Source organism: Flavobacterium ardleyense (assembly GCF_033547075.1).
In the GTDB taxonomy this organism is placed as follows: domain Bacteria; phylum Bacteroidota; class Bacteroidia; order Flavobacteriales; family Flavobacteriaceae; genus Flavobacterium; species Flavobacterium ardleyense_A.
Map to the genome: position 1 here is coordinate 3005489 of NZ_CP137891.1, position 17392 is coordinate 3022880.

The window sequence follows — 17392 nt, forward strand, 5'->3', positions numbered from 1 at the left end:
CTAATGGATGAATTGGATTTATTAAAAAAAGATTGGAAGAAAACCAATACTATATTTAAGGAAGTTTCAGAGTTGGAACTTTATAAGATGCTACATAAGAGTTCGTCGTCAATTGTGCAATGGATTCTAATCTTTAGTATCGGTGAGATAATTCTATGGACAGCAATTAGCTTTTATAGTAGTACAGATGATTATTTAAAAAGCATCAACCATCCGGAATTAGAAATATATTTTGATGCAATCAGTATTTTTAATTATGTGATTTCAATAGGATTTATATATTTCTTTTATAAAAAGTATCGACAAATATCAACAGTTTCATCTACCAAAAAGTTGATGAACTCCATATTGAGAACCAGGAAAATTGTAAGATTGTACGTAAAATACAATTTATTTATGATTGTATTTGGTATGTTACTGGGCATTTTTACTGCTTTTACCTACAATCCTGCGATCGTGGGAATGAAAGAGAAAATGCAGTCAGAATCTAGTATGATGGCAGGCGTAATTGTAGGGGTTGTAATCATGACATCAATTATTGTGGGCTTGTTTTGGCTGTTTTACCGCTTGGTTTACGGTAGACTAACTAGAAAACTCCATACAAATTACAAAGAACTGAAGCGTATAGAAATGTAGCGCAGTTGGCTAGTGAACTTTGAGGAAAGATGGGTCTTGCTCAATTGCAAAGGCAACTTTATGAACAATATCATCAATAGAATCATTGTCATAATCAATTATAAGTGGTGGCTTTATTACAATAGATTGCAAAACACCTTTCTTTTTTATGCGAAGTCCTTTCTTGTCAAAAGAGCGTCGGAAACCATCGATTACAATCGGAATAACTATAGGGCGATGTTGCATGATGATATGCGCAGTACCTTTCCGGATAGGGTTGAAAGATTTGGTTGTTCCCTGCGGAAACGTAATCACCCAACCGTCATCTAGCGCAAGTTTTATATTTTCGATGTCATTTGGATTTACATCGCGTTTTACTTCCTCATCCTTACTTCTCCAAGTTCGTTCGACGGTAATAGCTCCAGCATAGCAGAAAATTTTTGGTAGAAGTCCTTTTTTCATCGTCTCCTTAGCTGCTACATAATAGATATTAAGCTTAGGATTCCAGATGTACATCACATTTTTAAGTGTATCTGTTCTTCCTTTTAAACTAGCATTAAAAACGTGAAACATTGCTGCAACGTCGGCAAAATATGTTTGATGATTGGCTACAAATAAGACATTGGAATCTGGCAAATTTTTGATAATTTCTGAACCTTCAATTTTAAGCTCATTAAAACCTTGATATCTCTGATGACTCATAAATCCCAAAATACGAATCAACCATTTTTTTAGAAATAAGATGTGTCCGAATGGATTTCTATCAAAAATTTTCATTTACAAGATTTGAGGTTTCGTATCAAAAGTACGAAAGTGGAAGGCTAAACAATGCTTTTTAAAACATCTTTTAATTCTTGCAAAATCATCGCAGTTGCACCCCAAATAACGGTGCCGTCCATCTTAAAGGCAGGAACTACTACATCTGTAGAGTAACTAGCAGTTACCCGCTGTAAGGTCAAACTATTATCGTCTAAAATATCAGCTAAAGGAAACAGCGCCATTGCCGCGACTTCTCTCGGGTCTGGAATAAATTGAGGTTTTGTATCACAGAATCCTAAAAACGGGTAGACATTAAAATTACTTGGAGGTATAAAGACGCTCGAAAATGAGCAGATAATGTTTATTTGCTCGGGTCTTACTCCAATTTCTTCATGAGTCTCACGCAATGCTGCTTCCAAGATACTTTCATCCTTTTCCACTTTACCGCCCGGAAAAGCCACCTGTGATGAATGAACGCCTTTATAGGAATTTCGCACGATCAATGCAATCATACTAGTATTTTGATCCGGATAGATAAGCATCATCACCGCAGCATCCCTAGCAGCTTTAAGATTATAATCATGATTGAGAAGTTGCAACCTTCTTTCAACCGGAGACATTTTAAGATGCGAATCAGTTGCTGGCAAAGATACTTTCGCTATTTTTGGAGCTAATTGAAGAAATTCATCAAAAGTCATAATTCGGAAATATTTTTGACGAAGTTACAGAAATTGAATTTTAAAAAGTAAAAAAGATAGACGTGTATAGCAGAGAAGAAAATCAAAAGTTAAAAAGAGAGTTTTGGATTGCATTTGCAGAGAAATACCCCCGTAAATGGGTTTTGTATGACACCAAAATCAAAGATTTTTCATTCAAATTTTACGTTGACAATAAAAAAGTTCAAGTTCTAATTGATATTGAGCATAAAAGCGAGGATAAGCGAGTTTTGTATTTTGAAAAACTCGAGTCTTTAAAAAGTATTATACATGAAGAATTTGTGAAAGATCTCGTTTTTGAGAAAGAATATCACTTGGAGACTCAAAAAATCGTTTCTAGAGTTTGGGTAGAAATGAGCGGAGTAAAAGTCAGCAATCGCAGCGATTGGGATCGCATATTTGACTTTTTCTATAAAAACATGGACGGACTGGAGCGATTTTATTTGGAATACGATGATTACATCAAAGATATTTGATAGTGATTCGTCATTTTAATAAATCATTTTTAAGTTTAGCTTCTGATCACTAGTAATTTGAATTGCACAATCAGAAAAAACCGGCGCACTGAATTTTGGCTTAAAATCTCGTGAGAAAGCATATCCCTCTTTGGGAATACCAACCATATTTGTATTCATTTTTCCATCAGAATTTTCGTCGTGGTGAATTGCAATCGCATATTCACCATCAGGTAAATCATTAATTGTAAAATTTGATTTTCCTGTAGAAAGCTTAAACTGCGATAATTTATACTCCCCGCCAGCTTTTGGAAATGATTCTGATCTATTAAATACGGCAATTTGCACAGTGCCCTTCGTGCTTTTCAAGTTTTCTATAGTAATGGTAACCGAATTAGTTGGAGCAACATCGTGAAAAATGGATAAAATAGAAAAGACGAAAAAATATTTTAGGATTGTCATAGTATTGGGAGAGTTAAATTAATTCAGTTATAGGCTCATGGCAATAAAAATGCCAAATAGGAAATTCAACCTAAAAATAAACTTACAAATCCAGAATTTTAATAAAGATTGATAATCGCTAGTTTCTAAAGTAGATCATTATAACTACTTCAAAAACGATTCTTTACCTCATCCAATAAGTCGCAGAATTGGCATACTTTGATTAGAAGACCACCTAATATGTATTGTAATACTCGCATCCTATCTAATTTAACTCACAGTCATCTTACAAAATTTTGACTCTGCTGTTCTATAGTAGTTGAATTTTTAAGATTATAGATCCAAATACTAGGCGAACGTTATCTCAAAGTTAACAAATATTTATTATAAATATCTTCGCTTATAAAATTTAATTTCTACAAGCTATGCTGAATTCTGTTTAAGTTTTATATTTAAGTACTATAAACCAGTTAATGAAATAGTACTGCATCTAACTGCCGTTGAAATTTTAAAGCATAAAAAAAGCCACTTCGATGAAGTAGCTTTTTTTATAAGATGCGTTTGACTAATTTTTTTTGATAAATTCGTCAACGAGTTCTGGAGCCATAATACTTTCAGTAAAAGTATATGCACCTGTTTTAGGAGATCTCACCATTTTGATCGCTTTTGAAAGTCTCTTTGATGTTCCTTGTAAAGTTGCTACGGTTTTCTTTGCCATGAGTAAGTATTATTTAATTTCTTTATGAACTGTTACTCTTTTCAAGATTGGATTAAATTTCTTAATCTCAAGTCTGTCTGGAGTGTTTTTCTTGTTCTTTGTTGTTATGTATCTAGATGTACCTGGTTGACCACTTGTTTTGTGCTCAGTACATTCTAAAATTACCTGAATTCTATTACCTTTCTTTGCCATCTTGCTATATAGTTATTTTGGAAAAGATTATTTAATAAATCCTTCTGACTGCGCTTTTTTCAAAACTGCAGCGATTCCATTTTTATTAATTGTTTTAATTGTAGAACAGGCTACTCTTAACGTAATCCACCTGTCTTCTTCAGCAAGGTAAAAACGCTTTTTCACTAAGTTTACAGAAAACTTTCTCTTAGTTTTATTCATAGCGTGGGAAACATTATTTCCAACCATCGCTCTTTTACCCGTAAGGTCACAAACTCTTGACATTATGCTTATCTTTTATCGTTATTCAAAATCAGGGTGCAAAGTAACAAAAAAGAAACCTATTTAACAAAACAATTAAAGCAGATTTTTTAAAATTTCTTTGCGCAACATCTCTAAGCTTTGATTTACAGCACGATCGATCACTTTTTCTCGAGGCTGTCCAAAGTTAAATTCTTCTACAATCACCTCTTTTGGCGTTGCAATTGCTATAAAAACAGTACCTAATACAGCATCAGAATCACCTTTAGATGGACCAGCATTTCCGGTTGTACTCACTGCATAATCAGTCTTAAACATCCTCTGTACCGATAGCGCCATCTGCCGAGCAACTGCAGAACTGACCACCGAATGCTCTTTGATAAGATCGCTGCTAATTCCTAATACATCGATTTTGATACTAGTGTCATATGGAACAATTGCGCCCTTAAAAAAAGTTGAAGCGCCAGCTAATTCGGTTAAAATTTGTGAGATTTTTCCTCCAGTACAACTTTCAGCAGTAGCCAAACTGAGATTATTTGCTCGCATTAAATTTGAAACAGAAGCTTCTAAAGTTTCATCTTCTTCCATACCAATAATGATATCGCCAATCACCGTTACCAGCTGCGAAATACTTTCTGCTAATAAATCTTTAATCTCCCTTTCCGAATCTCCACGTGCGGATAATCTAAGTCTAACCTTGCCAGCACTAGGTAAATAGGCTAGCTTTATAGTTTCCGGTAAATTATTTTCCCAATCCTCAAGACGTTCCGCGATTAGACTTTCGCCTTGTCCGAAGGTGATGATCGTTTGATGGATAATAACCGATCTTTTATACTCTTTTATTATTTTCGGAATCAATTCATCCAAAATTATGGCTTTCATCTCAAATGGCACCCCAGGAAGCGATACATAGACTGTATCTTGTTTCTTCATCCACATTCCAGGCGCCGTTCCATTTACATTCTTTAATATAATGGCTGTACTTGGCACCAAGGCTTGATCTTTATTAATTCGAGAAATTGGTCGTTTATAATATTCCTCTATTATCTTGGTTACATGAGCTAGGACTTCCTCATTAACAATTAAGGTATCTTCAAAATAATCACAAAATACTTTTTTTGTTAAATCGTCTTTTGTGGGACCCAATCCACCGGTAATTAAAACAATATCAACCTCATTTTGCAATGATTGAAAAGTATGTTTAATTTGTTCAGCATCATCCGAGATAGAAAGAATTGATTTAATCTCAATTCCTATTTTATCTAATGACTTTGCTATAAATTGTGAATTGGTATCCAATATTTGGCCAATCAGAATTTCGTCGCCTATTGTAACAATACTTGCTTTCATAAAACTTGAATAGTGTCAAAATTGCATTTTTACAGGCATTTAAAAATTAATTTAGCGTGAAATCTTTTTTAATTTCTTTTATAGCCTTTTCAATTTGCGTCTCTACTGCCTTATAGGATTCTTTTATTTCTTTTCGCTTGCCTTCACGTTTTGTCCATGCTTCTATTTGCAAGATTTCTTCAAAAGCGATAATTAAGCCCAACAAGTCTAAAGTTGGTTTTATTTTATGCGCAAAGCTATAAGCTTGATAATAATTTTTATCTTTTATTCCAGCTTTAATCTGTTCTAAATCTTGGGGAACTTCAGAGATGAAAAGCTGCAAAATTTGATTGACAAATTCCGGATCATTGTCAGATAGCGCGTAAACTTTGGATAGATTGTAGTGTAATGCCATTATTTTACTTGAATTCTAAATAACTGTTTCTCTTCTAAAAATCCTTCTAATAAATCCTCTGACTTAACAGAAGCAACTCCTTGAGGTGTTCCTGTAAAGATTAAGTCTCCAATTTTTAATGTAAAAAATTGTGAAACGTAAGCGATAATTTCGTCTATATTCCAAAGCATGTTTTTACTTTCACCTGCTTGTACTGTAACACCATTATTGGTAAGTTTAAACTGAATGTTATCAACAGATTGTAAGTCAATTTTATTAATAAAATCTCCAACAACTGCCGAACCATCAAATGCCTTCGCTTTTTCCCATGGCAATCCTTTATCCTTTAATTTTTGCTGAACGTCACGGGCCGTAAAATCAATACCCACCGTGATTTCGTCGTAATATTTATGCGCAAACTTTTTGTCGATATACTTTCCAACCTTATTAATCTTTACAACTAATTCAATTTCGTGATGAACATCCTGACTAAATTCAGGAATCACAAAAGGATGCTGTTTCAATACTAATGCCGAATCAGGTTTCATAAAAATTACTGGCTCCTCAGGTCTTTCATTTTGAAGCTCGGCAATATGACTAGCATAATTGCGTCCAATACAAATAATTTTCATCTTATAAATTTTGTTGGTAAAAAACACCTACTAAGGTAAACTTTTTCGTTAATTTTTTGAATTTAATTTACGTAATTTAATCGCAGTGAGAACTTTTTTGGTGTAAAGTGGAAAATCAGCATTTTGAATCCATCCAAAATATCCAGGTTCCGACTCTAAAATTTTATTCACTTTCTGCCCTTTATGTTTTCCAAAAGAAAAACATTCTTCATTGTCTTTATCAAGTACTATAAATCCTGCAAAATCCACAGATTTCTTGCGAGTGGTATATTCTGAAAGTTCTCTCATGTCTTTGGACAAATCAGGATAGCGTTCCAATTGCGCTTTCAAAATTTCGTAAGTAGCATTTGTATCTGCTTCGGCACTGTGCGCATTTTCTAAAGTTTGTCCACAGTAAAACTTATACGCTGCACTTAGCGTCCGTTCTTCTTTTTTATGAAAGATGGTTTGTATATCAACTGCAACGCGATTTTTGAGATCAAAATCAACTCCTGCTCGTAGCATCTCTTCTGCTAATAATGGAATATCAAATCGGTCTGAATTAAAGCCAGCTAAATCCGAATCTTTAATCATATTATAAACTTGCGAAGAAAGCATTTTGAAGGTAGGTTCATTTGCAACTTTCTCATCAGATATGCCGTGAATTTCGGTAGAACTTGGTGGAATAGGCATTTCGGGATTTACCAACCAGGTTTTGCTTTCTTTATTTCCGTTTGGGAAAACTTTTAAAATAGAAATTTCAACAATTCTGTCCTTTGAAATATCTATACCGGTCGTTTCCAAATCAAAAAAACACATCGGTTTACTAAGCGTCAATTCTTGCATTATTTTATTCTTAAATGTATTATTATAAAAAAACCCGACGATATTGCGCGTCGGGTATATATTTAAAATGAGGTTTTAGACAACTCTATTCACATCAAATGCTTCCATATACTGAGCAACTCTCTGAACAAAACTTCCTCCTAGAGATCCATCAACAACCCTATGATCATATGAGTGAGATAAGAACATCTTTTTGCGAATTCCGATAAAATCACCATCTGGAGTTTCGATAACTGCCGGCACTTTTCTGATGGCGCCAAGAGCTAAAATCCCAACTTGTGGCTGATTTATAATTGGAGTCCCAAAAACACTTCCAAATGTTCCAACGTTAGTAACTGTATAAGTACCTCCTTGAGTGTCGTCTGGCTTTAGTTTCCCAGCTTTTGCACGGTTACCTAAGTCATTTACAGCTTTCGCCATTCCTAAAAGATTCAATTGATCAGCATTTTTAATTACTGGAACAATTAAATTACCATTTGGTAAAGCAGCTGCCATTCCTAAGTTGATATTTTTCTTTTTGATGATATAATCACCATCAACAGCGATATTCATCATAGGGAAATCCTTAAGCGCTTTGGCAACAGCCTCCATAAAAATTGGAGTAAATGTTAGCTTCTCGCCTTCTCTCTTTTGGAACGTATTTTTATTTTTTTCTCTCCAATCCCAAATATTGGTAACATCTACCTCAATAAAAGACTGAACATGAGCAGAAGTTGCCAATGAAGCGGTCATATATCCAGAGATCAGCTTGCGCATACGATCCATTTCTATAATCTCATCTTGTCCGTTTACAGATACAGGAGCTGCCTTTGCAACTGGAGCCGCTTTTGGAGCTGCAGCTGTTGGTTGTGGAGCAACTGCTTGTGGAGCTACAGAACCTCTGTTTTCTATATGTTTTAAAATATCATTTTTAGTTACACGTCCTTCGCTTCCGCTACCAGAAATGCTTTCTAATTCTGAAATTGAAATATTTTCTTGCTTAGCAATATTCTTTACAAGTGGCGAAAAGAATTTATCTGAATTTGCAAAATCTTCTTTTGAAGCCGAATTTCCAGCGGTTTGTGGCGCCGAAGTATTCGCATCTGCAACAGTTAAATTTTCAGCTTTTGCAGAAGTAGATTCGGAAGGAGCGTCTACAACAACTCCACCTTCTACCTCAATAATCGCTATCGTTTGACCAACTTGAACTAAATCGTCCACATTAAAGAGTTTTTCGATCAGTTTCCCAGAAACTTCAGAAGGAACCTCACTATCAACCTTATCTGTCGCAATTTCTAAAACTGCTTCATCAACATCGATGTGATCACCTACTTCTTTTAACCAGTTGGTAATAGTTGCCTCTGCAACGCTTTCGCCCATTTTGGGTAATTTCAATTCAAATCTTGCCATATTGTTAACCTAACGGTGTGTTTTAAATTCTTTTGCAAAATTACTAAAAATATATTTGCTTTCGTTTACTACTTTCTTAGTTTTTTAACAAATCAAATTGCTTGAACAGTTTATCTCTCAATCAAGATTACTTCTCCTCTATCATCACTAGAATTACTGCCGATTATAAATTCGGCGAAAGCCATTTTAAAACTTGAATTCTCCGATTTCAGAAACTGCATACTTTTCAAAATCTCTTTGTAGGTTAGAAAGTTTGTGTCATATATATATTGACTGTGTTTATCCGAAACTTTTAGATCTGCCAACTCACGAAGATAAACTTTCTTCTTTAATTGTCTTTGAAGTCTTTCAAATAAAATTGCATCCTGTGAAACCAAAATATATTGATCAACGATGATACTTTTCCCCTTCTTACTTTTCTTAAAAGTCATAAAGAAGTATGAACCCATCTTCATCATTACATTAAAGGTGGGTGATACTTTAAAATGTTTTTTATAAAAGAAATTCATCGCATCCCGAAAACGATTCATATAAGTTTCATCCTTAATTGTGCTCTCTCCTTTATAATGAATTACAGAAGTTTTTGGAAAATAATAATTATCACGCCCAGATTTTAAAATTGTGTAAGACAAATCGATATCGTCTGAATACATAAAACAATCTTCATCAAAACCTCCCACTTCAAGATATAATGCGCGTTTCATAACCATAAAAGCGCCGACTAGTATTTCGGCTTTCGCCAAATTAAATTCAGCCACCGAACTCATATAGTACTTATTAAAAGCCTGAACCTTGGGGAAAATCTTGTAAAGTGCTGTCACTTTTGTGAAAGCTACAAATGGTGTTGGGACCCCACGTTTTGATTCGGCGAGAAAATTACCTCTACCGTCAATGAGTCTACAACCAACGATTCCTAAATTAGCTTCAGCTTTAGCAAATTTCAGAATTGACGTAAAAGAATCTTCGGCAACAACCGTATCTGGATTTAAAATACATATATATTCACCTTTGGCAGCGGCGACACCAATATTGTTCCCTTTCGGGAAACCTGCATTTTCCTTATTTTCGATCAACTTTATTTGAGGAAATCTCGCGCGAACCATCTCGCAACTATCGTCGGGCGAATTATTGTCAATAATGATAATTTCAGCCTCAATGTCTTTCGTTGCCTTGATTACACTATCAATGCACAGCTCCAAAAAGTAGCGGACATTGTAATTTAAAATTATAATTGATAACTGCATCAGGCAAATATAATAGATAATTTGCGGCAATGTAAAATAATTGTGCAACCTATCTCTATCTTCTTATCAAAAGTAAATTGCACAATTTGGCAACTCCTTTTTTATCCTGCTTTGCTCCATACTATCTATTGGATTCCCAACTAGAATAAGTGTTCGCAGACTTGTAAGATGTGCTATATCCTTCGGCAATTTTTTAATTTTATTACCGCCTAATGACAAAAATGTCAAATTTTTTAAATTCTGTAAACTATCCGGCATTTCCTTTAGCTTATTGTTGTTAGCATTTAAAATATTTAAATTCTTTAAGTTGCCTAAATTTTCAGGTAAATGAGAAAGCTGATTATTCTCTAAATTTAGTTCTACCAAATTCTTTAAATTCATCCAGTCATTGTCAATTTGATAAAACTGATTGCCAGAAAAATTTAATTTCTTTAGATTTTGAAGCTTCGAAAATGAGTTAGGTACTTCACTAAGTTGATTATTGTCTAGATCCAAATACTGTATGTTTTTGCAGTTGCCAATCGTTTCGGGCAGGTGAGTAATAGAATTTGATGATAGGTACAAATATTCTAATTTTCTTAAATTGCCTACTGCATCAGGTAATTTAGATAAATTGTTTAAAGCTAAGTCTAACTTTTTAATCTTCTCAAGTTTCCGAATGTCTTCTGGTAAATATTTAATTGAATTTTGTCTCAAAATCAGAACTTCTAATTTATTAAAATTAAATAAAATTGGACTAAAATTTTCAATATTATTTCTCATAAGATTTAAAAATTCCAATGACTTAAACTTCAAAATGTCGTCTGGAATGACAAATAAAAATTGATCACGAAGGTTTAGTTGAGCAACTACCAACTCAGATTCTAATGCTTCGTTCATGTTTAAAAATACCGGTTTTTTAGTATTTGCATCTTGCGCATACAGCCCTAAATGCGAAAGCATTAAAAATATATAGAATAGTCTTTTCATAATAAATAAAAAAAGGCCGGCTTGCTGCTGCATACCGACCTTTATAAAGATTTTTAAAATTAATTTGATTTCATTACTTTAAATGAACCTTTCTTAGATCCCACTTGCACCTGAAGTACAAATAATTGATTGCCGTCGTATGGTGTTAGATTCACAGAGATTTTTTGATCCATACCATTTGAGACATCAGTTAGCTCGGTCACTTTTCTGCCAACTATATCGTAAACCTCAATAGTAATTGGTTCTCCCGAAACTTCATTTATTGCAACTGTTAGTATTCCATTTGTTGGATTGGGATATACCGTAGCAATGCTAGCTAATGAATGATTAGGATAATCAACATTTAAGGATTCTTGTTGCCCTAAAAACTTTTCGTTTGAAAAAACCAAGGCTGCTGACGCGTTAAATGAAATTTCTGATCCTGTAGCATCTAATTGCGACTCATTACTACCGCTTGGATGTTGGACAGAGAAGAATCCATATTTATAATCTGGAGTAAAAGTCAATCCTGTTGGCTCAGCACCCACTGGCATTGACGAGTGCAAAAGTACTTGTGGATCGCTCTGAGTATGATTTGGACGAACAACCCAAATGTAATTACGACCGCCATCTTGAATAACCCAAAGATTTCCTTTGTCATCAAAGGCTAAATTATCATTTCCGCTGCCCCATGGCTCGGTGATGATTTCACCGTCAGTTTGAATTGGGTAGCTTAATCCACCTACAAATGTCGAAAATTCACTGATGGTCATTCCGTCATCTTTAAAAGAGTAAACTCTTCCTTTACCTTTGGAAGCAAAGTAAATTTTTCCATCAATTGGACCAATTTCACAATCTTCTACTCCGTTAAAATCAGTACCACCTAGGGCAGCAGCAACAGTACGTAGATTATTTCTATCTGCTTGGGTTGTATTTGGAACCATAATCCACGTTGCAGTTGAAGAACTTGGCTCATTGTTGGAAAGATCTAAATCTAATTTAAGTACGTACACTGTTCCTTCACTAAAATTATTTGGAGTATCGGCTACAAATTTGTACACGCAATGCGTACCGCCGTCTTCCCCATAATATGCTGTGGTACCATCTGCAGTAATTACTACATTCTCGTGATTCATTCGGCCCATTGCCCAAAGCTTCTGAGGAGTTCCAGTGCCGTAATCCATCACCTGTGCTGTAACAGGATCAATTTCTACGAGCCAGCCTAAATCTTCATAACCATCTCCATTTGCATCTCCCGAAGTTGTCGATTCTTCGGCGGTAATTACTGTACCCCAAGGAGTAACTCCTCCTGAGCAGTTACGTTGTGTTTTGACTAAAGATGGGCCGCTAAAATCTACACTGCGACTATCAGAAAGGCTCCACAGTGGCTTTAAGTTGTCTTGACCTAAATTAAGAGAAATGTCTAAAATCGACACGCCTCCTGGACTGTTTTCATGATTGATTGACAGGTATCCAAGGCTATTTTGTGTTGCGCCTTGTGAAGGAATATATCCCGTAAAATCATGATTTCCTGGAACAGTGCCGCCGCCAGTCATATATTGATCTCCTTGTTTAAACAACATCTGAAAACGTTGCTCTTGCGGGTAAATCATAAGTGGAGTTTGTGCCGTTGGAATTATTGAGGTAAAACACGCTATATGCCCTTCTTCACAAGTGTAATCAGCTAGCTTATTGCGCATATACATATCAAATCCGATATCAGAACTTGATTCATCACGATTATGAATTTCAACCGAAATTCTGTTTATACCATCTTGAAATGCTGATTTAGGAATGTAATGCGAAAAATATCTTTTCTCATCAGCACCATCAACTATTCCAGATGAAAAAGTAAGATAGGTAATTGCCCCCGCTGGCATATTGTCTCTTACAACTTCTACTCCATTGATGTAAATTACTGCACCGTCATCACGACGCAACCCAATTTCGACCATATCCTCTAGCTGTGTTAAATCAATCTGAATGTCCCGAGAGAAGTAGGAAGTGATAAACTTATCAGATGACGTAGAGCCGTATGAGATAGTAGTTTTCATTGGATCGCCATAACCTAGTGGCGCCGCAGCTGCATTCCAAGACGTATTGTCAAATTGTAACTCCTTCCAAGCAGTGCCTTGATCAGAGCCATTGTCCAGAAAAGACCATGAGGAACCTTTTGCCAATGGAAATTGTGCTGCCGGCAAAACTGCATTTGTTAAGGAACCTAAATTAGAATTAGTTTTCGAAACTTGTAAGGAAGTTTCTAGTAGACCCAAATTAGTTTGTGCAAATCCTCCGTAGGATAACAAAAACGAAGAGTAAAGTAAAATTCTTTTTTTCACGATAAGGTGTTTTTTATTATTTTTAATACTTCAAAACTACGGCGGCTAAATTACCTTGGGGTTAACTACTTTTTACCAAACTAATACGATATTTGCCGCCGAATCATTAGAATGTTACCAAAAAACCTACCTAGTATAAGGGTTGTCATTTAGATCTTTCATAAAAGCAATAATCTCTCTTTTCTCTACCTCAGTCAAGTCTAATTTGTCTGAAGACAGTGTTTGATTCTGTACTTTAAAGCCCAAGCCTTCGCCACCTCCTTCATTATAAAAATCCATCACCTCTTCTAAGGTTTGATAAGCTCCGTTATGAAAGTATGGAGCAGAATTCGCTGCATTTCTAACCGTTACAGTTTTAAAAGATTTTTCGTAAATCCACGCATTCTCACTTCTAATTTTATTGTTAAATCTACCTTGATCGATATCTAATGTACTTCCGTTATGCCTTGTTAAAACTCCAAGAATTTCAGATTCGTTTTCACTAAATAAAGGTGGAATCAGACCACTAAAGGTGGGTGCAAAATGACAAGTGGCACAATTGGCCCTACCCATAAATAAATTAAAACCATTTTTTACATCATCTGAAATCTGATTTTGTTCGCCTCTAACATATTTATCAAACGGACTATTAAAAGATTGCAGTGACAATACATAAGAAGACAATGCTTTTGAAAAATTTTCTCGTGTAATAGAATTCTTTCCAAAAAGATTTTCAAATTGAATTATATATTGTTTTTTTGATTTTAATTTCTTAATAATCTCAACATACTCAGTATTAAACTCATCTGGATTAAAAATTACGTGCTCTGCTTGCTGCTCTAAAGTAAAAGCTCGCAAATCATAAAAGAAACGATCAGCGTAAACCGCATTAAGTAAGGTTGGTGAATTTCTCAACACAAATTCGCCTTTAACGTTGCTTAACGATTTAGGTATGCCATCAGTAAATGACTTTTCAGGATTATGACACGATGCACAACTAATCTCTTCGTTATTACTTATTATTGGATCGAAAAATATAGTTTCACCTAATTTTCTTAATTTTTCACTATCCTCCTTTTGCTTAAGTTTGGTAAAGAAGTAGGGATTTAAAAAATTAACCGCAAATATCGATTTACTCCTTGGATTCCAAGCGCTACTATTTGCCAGTGCCTCTAGATCATAATTTGTATCTAGTTCACCAAGTAATTTATATAAAGGATCTATATAGTTTTTAAGAAAATGCAGTCGATCAAGGTTTTCAAATGTTTTTTCTTTTTCTAAATAATCGATTGCATCATCAAAAGTTGAAATAATCTGAATATTGTTTAAATCAGTTCGAGAACTACTTTCCATAAAATAATTCCGCATTCCTAGAAGAGAAGATTTTGTATCCAAAATTGCACTGAGAGATCCGGGCGTATCGAAACCAGTAATTCCTAAGGTAAATATTCGGACTAATTGCATCCGCATCGCACTAACTTCAATAGGATTTTGTAGAATTCGCTTACCTACTTTATTATATAATAATGAATAGCTAGTATTCAGCTTTTTCGCAAATGCCGCAATTTCATGTTTTTCATCAGCGACATTGGCAGAAAACAATAACTCATCCAACACTTGTAGCCCTTCTGGTTCCACAATATATGGTGTTGTACTTCCTCGTTCAATTTGCAACAAAGGAGCACCATTTAATAAACTTCCAACATACTCTGGATGATGAAACGTTAGGTAAAACTCTACAGTTTTATACTGCTCTCTTGTTTTAAAATATACTTTACGTAGTGAATCGATATTAATAGCGCCTTTGCGGTAACTTTGTGCACATAAATCTAAATTAGCAAAAGCCATATTTAGCTTTGCCAAATTACCTTCAATATAATTAATTTTGCTATACTCATCCGTTTTTGTGAATGAGAATAGAAATATTGAAAGAAATAGTACCGATATTGCAAAGGTAGTTTTAACTATAGAAAAAGTCATAATTCTAATTTTTGGTCGCAAATCTAAAGTCCTATGCCCTTAAACTCATTACCGGTAAATTATTAAATTGTTACTTATGCTGTCTTGAGCTAGACAGTTTGAATCAGAAAATTTTCATAAAAAATTTTACTCAGGCTTTCTCTCTTTGTCTAGAAAAATTTTGTTTCAATTTTTTTCAAAATTGTTAAATAGTTGCAAATGATCTTTATTCTAAAAAATTAAAAGATATACCGCTGCAAAAGCGTGCAACAATCTGATTTAAAAGCGGTACTTTTGCAAAATCTTGAGTTTTGTAGAAGCTCAATAATATCAACTTTAATATTTTTATTTTGAATTATCTTTCTGTAGAAAACATATCAAAATCTTTTGGCGAGCGCACATTATTTGAAAATGTTAGTTTTGGCATCAATAAAGATCAAAAAATTGCCTTTATCGCAAAGAATGGATCTGGTAAGACTACTATTATGAGTATCATAAATGGCGAGGAAGAAGCCGATACGGGAAATGTAGTGCTTCGAAAAGATATCACAATGGCATTCTTGTCACAAGTTCCAAATTTGCAAGACGAATTGACTATAGAAGAAAGCATCTTTGCTAGCGATAATCCAACTTTAAAAGCAATTGAAGCGTATGAAAAAGCCTTAGAAAATCCGGAAGATTCTGATGCTTATCAAGCAGCATTTGACAAAATGGACCAGTTTGATGCTTGGGATTTTGAAACTAAATTCAAACAGATTTTGTCTAAACTAAAAATGGACAATCTGAAACTGAAGGTAAAGAATCTTTCGGGAGGACAGAAAAAAAGACTTTCTCTAGCAATTATTCTGATCAGCAGACCTGATTTACTAATTCTGGATGAGCCTACGAATCATCTAGATCTAGAAATGATCGAGTGGTTGGAAAGTTATTTTGCCAAAGAAAACATCACATTGTTTATGGTTACTCACGACCGCTTCTTTTTGGAGCGCGTTTGTAATGAAATTATCGAACTTGACAATGGAAAATTATATCAATACAAAGGAAACTATTCATATTACCTTGAAAAAAAGGAAATGAGAATCGCTTCTGAAAATGCAAGTATTGACAAAGCACAAAATTTACTTGTAAAAGAATTGGAGTGGATGCGTAGACAGCCAAAAGCTCGTACTACAAAATCTAAATCTAGACAAGATGACTTTTACGTGATCAAAGAAAAGGCAGAAAGCAGACGTAGAGAGAACAAAGTAGAACTCGAAATTAATATGGAACGGATGGGTAGCAAGATTATCGAGCTGCACAAGGTTTCTAAGAAATTTGAAAACAAAGTAATTCTCGATAACTTTAGTTTTGACTTTCAGCGTGGCGAGCGTATTGGAATTATTGGTAAAAACGGAACAGGAAAGTCAACTTTCCTAAATATTCTAACCAACACTATGCAGCCAGATTCTGGAAAAGTTGTGGTTGGAGAAACGATAAAAATTGGATATTACACTCAAAGTGGTATAAACCCAAAACCAGGTCAGAAAGTTATTGATATCATCAAAGAATACGGAGAATTTATTCCTCTTAACAAAGGAAAAATCATCTCCGCAGGTCAATTGCTTGAGCGTTTTCTTTTTGATAGAAAGAAACAACACGATTTTGTCGAAAAATTAAGTGGTGGCGAATTGAAACGTCTTTACTTATGTACAGTTTTGATTCAGAATCCTAACTTCTTAATTCTGGATGAACCTACAAATGATCTTGATATTGTAACTCTGAATGTACTTGAGAGTTTCTTACTTGATTATCCTGGATGTCTATTGGTGGTTTCTCACGATAGATATTTTATGGATAAGATTGTAGATCATTTATTTGTTTTTAGAGGCGAAGGTGAAATTGAAGATTTTCCCGGAAATTATTCAGATTTTAGAGCGTATGAAGACAGTGCTGATATCGCTCAGAAAGAGGAAAATAAGATTGAGAAAAAAGCTTGGAAAGAAAAAAATCCTACGGGAAATTTGACTTTTAATGAGCAAAAAGAATTTCAAAAAATAGAAAAAGAGATTAAAGATCTTGAAGCTGAAAAGCAAGGCATCGAAGATTTATTTTCTGCTGGGAAAGTCGCTGATGATCAAATAGAAACCAAAGCAAACGATTTACAGCAAATTATTGAAAAGATTGAAAACAAAGAAGCTCGTTGGTTTGATTTGTCTGCAAAAAACGAAGAATAATATTT

At 34.4% G+C, this 17392-nt stretch carries 18 protein-coding genes; 3 read left to right on the top strand and 15 right to left on the bottom strand.

What is annotated here, in order from left to right; all coding sequences use genetic code 11:
* Positions 1 to 3 precede the first annotated feature (3 nt).
* Complete coding sequence (locus tag SBO79_RS13080) at positions 4 to 636, top strand: DUF8845 family protein (protein ID WP_318640840.1); 633 nt, start codon at positions 4 to 6, stop codon at positions 634 to 636.
* 9 nt (positions 637 to 645) lie between these two features.
* Here the strand turns inward: SBO79_RS13080 and SBO79_RS13085 are convergent, their stop codons facing one another.
* The gene (locus tag SBO79_RS13085) at positions 646 to 1392 is read right to left on the bottom strand and encodes a lysophospholipid acyltransferase family protein (RefSeq protein WP_318640841.1); all 747 of its coding nucleotides are present in this window, start codon (positions 1390 to 1392) and stop codon (positions 646 to 648) included.
* Positions 1393 to 1436: 44 nt separating this feature from the next.
* Positions 1437 to 2072 (bottom strand): NUDIX hydrolase, encoded by a 636-nt coding sequence (locus SBO79_RS13090; RefSeq protein ID WP_318640842.1) that lies wholly within the window; start codon positions 2070 to 2072, stop codon positions 1437 to 1439.
* Positions 2073 to 2134: 62 nt separating this feature from the next.
* Between SBO79_RS13090 and SBO79_RS13095 the strand changes: the two genes are divergently transcribed.
* Positions 2135 to 2566 (top strand): DUF4268 domain-containing protein, encoded by a 432-nt coding sequence (locus SBO79_RS13095; protein ID WP_318640843.1) that lies wholly within the window; start codon positions 2135 to 2137, stop codon positions 2564 to 2566.
* 15 nt (positions 2567 to 2581) lie between these two features.
* Here the strand turns inward: SBO79_RS13095 and SBO79_RS13100 are convergent, their stop codons facing one another.
* From SBO79_RS13100 to SBO79_RS13160, 13 genes are all read right to left on the bottom strand, one after another.
* Positions 2582 to 3007 (bottom strand): DUF2141 domain-containing protein, encoded by a 426-nt coding sequence (locus tag SBO79_RS13100; protein WP_318640844.1) that lies wholly within the window; start codon positions 3005 to 3007, stop codon positions 2582 to 2584.
* 544 nt (positions 3008 to 3551) lie between these two features.
* Positions 3552 to 3704, bottom strand: coding sequence for a DUF4295 domain-containing protein (locus SBO79_RS13105; RefSeq protein WP_318640845.1), 153 nt, complete (start codon positions 3702 to 3704; stop codon positions 3552 to 3554).
* Between the two features lie 9 nt (positions 3705 to 3713).
* Positions 3714 to 3896 carry a 50S ribosomal protein L33 gene (rpmG, locus tag SBO79_RS13110; RefSeq protein WP_056069900.1) on the bottom strand — a complete coding sequence of 61 codons (183 nt, stop codon included), beginning with the start codon at positions 3894 to 3896 and terminating at the stop codon, positions 3714 to 3716.
* A 27-nt stretch (positions 3897 to 3923) separates the two neighbouring features.
* Complete coding sequence (rpmB, locus tag SBO79_RS13115; RefSeq protein ID WP_318640846.1) at positions 3924 to 4160, bottom strand: 50S ribosomal protein L28; 237 nt, start codon at positions 4158 to 4160, stop codon at positions 3924 to 3926.
* A 72-nt stretch (positions 4161 to 4232) separates the two neighbouring features.
* Positions 4233 to 5486 carry a CinA family nicotinamide mononucleotide deamidase-related protein gene (locus SBO79_RS13120; RefSeq protein ID WP_318640847.1) on the bottom strand — a complete coding sequence of 418 codons (1254 nt, stop codon included), beginning with the start codon at positions 5484 to 5486 and terminating at the stop codon, positions 4233 to 4235.
* Between the two features lie 46 nt (positions 5487 to 5532).
* The gene (locus SBO79_RS13125) at positions 5533 to 5880 is read right to left on the bottom strand and encodes an Hpt domain-containing protein (RefSeq protein WP_318640848.1); all 348 of its coding nucleotides are present in this window, start codon (positions 5878 to 5880) and stop codon (positions 5533 to 5535) included.
* A complete protein-coding gene (locus SBO79_RS13130; protein ID WP_318640849.1) occupies positions 5880 to 6491 on the bottom strand; it encodes a fumarylacetoacetate hydrolase family protein in 612 nt (203 codons plus the stop codon). The genes SBO79_RS13125 and SBO79_RS13130 overlap by 1 nt, the downstream gene beginning before the upstream one ends.
* 48 nt (positions 6492 to 6539) lie before the next feature.
* On the bottom strand, positions 6540 to 7316 hold the full coding sequence (locus SBO79_RS13135) for an exonuclease domain-containing protein (protein ID WP_318640850.1): 777 nt from the start codon (positions 7314 to 7316) through the stop codon (positions 6540 to 6542).
* Between the two features lie 75 nt (positions 7317 to 7391).
* Positions 7392 to 8705, bottom strand: a complete 1314-nt coding sequence (locus tag SBO79_RS13140) for a dihydrolipoamide acetyltransferase family protein (protein WP_318640851.1) — start codon at positions 8703 to 8705, stop codon at positions 7392 to 7394.
* Positions 8706 to 8815: 110 nt separating this feature from the next.
* Positions 8816 to 9949: a glycosyltransferase family 2 protein gene (locus SBO79_RS13145; protein WP_318640852.1), complete on the bottom strand. Its 1134-nt coding sequence runs from the start codon at positions 9947 to 9949 to the stop codon at positions 8816 to 8818.
* A gap of 66 nt (positions 9950 to 10015) precedes the next feature.
* Positions 10016 to 10918 carry a leucine-rich repeat domain-containing protein gene (locus tag SBO79_RS13150; protein WP_318640853.1) on the bottom strand — a complete coding sequence of 301 codons (903 nt, stop codon included), beginning with the start codon at positions 10916 to 10918 and terminating at the stop codon, positions 10016 to 10018.
* Between the two features lie 59 nt (positions 10919 to 10977).
* Entirely contained in the window at positions 10978 to 13236 is a 2259-nt protein-coding gene (locus tag SBO79_RS13155; RefSeq protein WP_318640854.1) for an alkaline phosphatase PhoX, read from the bottom strand.
* Between the two features lie 126 nt (positions 13237 to 13362).
* Positions 13363 to 15195 carry a cytochrome-c peroxidase gene (locus SBO79_RS13160; protein WP_318640855.1) on the bottom strand — a complete coding sequence of 611 codons (1833 nt, stop codon included), beginning with the start codon at positions 15193 to 15195 and terminating at the stop codon, positions 13363 to 13365.
* Positions 15196 to 15524: 329 nt separating this feature from the next.
* Here SBO79_RS13160 and SBO79_RS13165 point away from each other — a divergent pair, with 329 nt between their 5' ends.
* Positions 15525 to 17387: an ABC-F family ATP-binding cassette domain-containing protein gene (locus SBO79_RS13165; RefSeq protein ID WP_318640856.1), complete on the top strand. Its 1863-nt coding sequence runs from the start codon at positions 15525 to 15527 to the stop codon at positions 17385 to 17387.
* Positions 17388 to 17392: the final 5 nt, after the last annotated feature.

What these genes read in the sequence shown, in the direction of transcription:
- SBO79_RS13100 (WP_318640844.1), bottom strand. Translation starts at nt 3,007, where the DNA reads ATGACAATCCTAAAATATTTTTTCGTCTTTTCTATTTTATCCATTTTT.
- SBO79_RS13130 (WP_318640849.1), bottom strand. Translation starts at nt 6,491, where the DNA reads ATGAAAATTATTTGTATTGGACGCAATTATGCTAGTCATATTGCCGAG.
- SBO79_RS13140 (WP_318640851.1), bottom strand. Translation starts at nt 8,705, where the DNA reads ATGGCAAGATTTGAATTGAAATTACCCAAAATGGGCGAAAGCGTTGCA.
- SBO79_RS13090 (WP_318640842.1), bottom strand. Translation starts at nt 2,072, where the DNA reads ATGACTTTTGATGAATTTCTTCAATTAGCTCCAAAAATAGCGAAAGTA.
- SBO79_RS13120 (WP_318640847.1), bottom strand. Translation starts at nt 5,486, where the DNA reads ATGAAAGCAAGTATTGTTACAATAGGCGACGAAATTCTGATTGGCCAA.
- SBO79_RS13145 (WP_318640852.1), bottom strand. Translation starts at nt 9,949, where the DNA reads ATGCAGTTATCAATTATAATTTTAAATTACAATGTCCGCTACTTTTTG.
- rpmG (WP_056069900.1), bottom strand. Translation starts at nt 3,896, where the DNA reads ATGGCAAAGAAAGGTAATAGAATTCAGGTAATTTTAGAATGTACTGAG.
- SBO79_RS13085 (WP_318640841.1), bottom strand. Translation starts at nt 1,392, where the DNA reads ATGAAAATTTTTGATAGAAATCCATTCGGACACATCTTATTTCTAAAA.
- SBO79_RS13105 (WP_318640845.1), bottom strand. Translation starts at nt 3,704, where the DNA reads ATGGCAAAGAAAACCGTAGCAACTTTACAAGGAACATCAAAGAGACTT.
- SBO79_RS13080 (WP_318640840.1), top strand. Translation starts at nt 4, where the DNA reads ATGGATGAATTGGATTTATTAAAAAAAGATTGGAAGAAAACCAATACT.
- SBO79_RS13125 (WP_318640848.1), bottom strand. Translation starts at nt 5,880, where the DNA reads ATGGCATTACACTACAATCTATCCAAAGTTTACGCGCTATCTGACAAT.
- SBO79_RS13160 (WP_318640855.1), bottom strand. Translation starts at nt 15,195, where the DNA reads ATGACTTTTTCTATAGTTAAAACTACCTTTGCAATATCGGTACTATTT.
- SBO79_RS13135 (WP_318640850.1), bottom strand. Translation starts at nt 7,316, where the DNA reads ATGCAAGAATTGACGCTTAGTAAACCGATGTGTTTTTTTGATTTGGAA.
- rpmB (WP_318640846.1), bottom strand. Translation starts at nt 4,160, where the DNA reads ATGTCAAGAGTTTGTGACCTTACGGGTAAAAGAGCGATGGTTGGAAAT.
- SBO79_RS13150 (WP_318640853.1), bottom strand. Translation starts at nt 10,918, where the DNA reads ATGAAAAGACTATTCTATATATTTTTAATGCTTTCGCATTTAGGGCTG.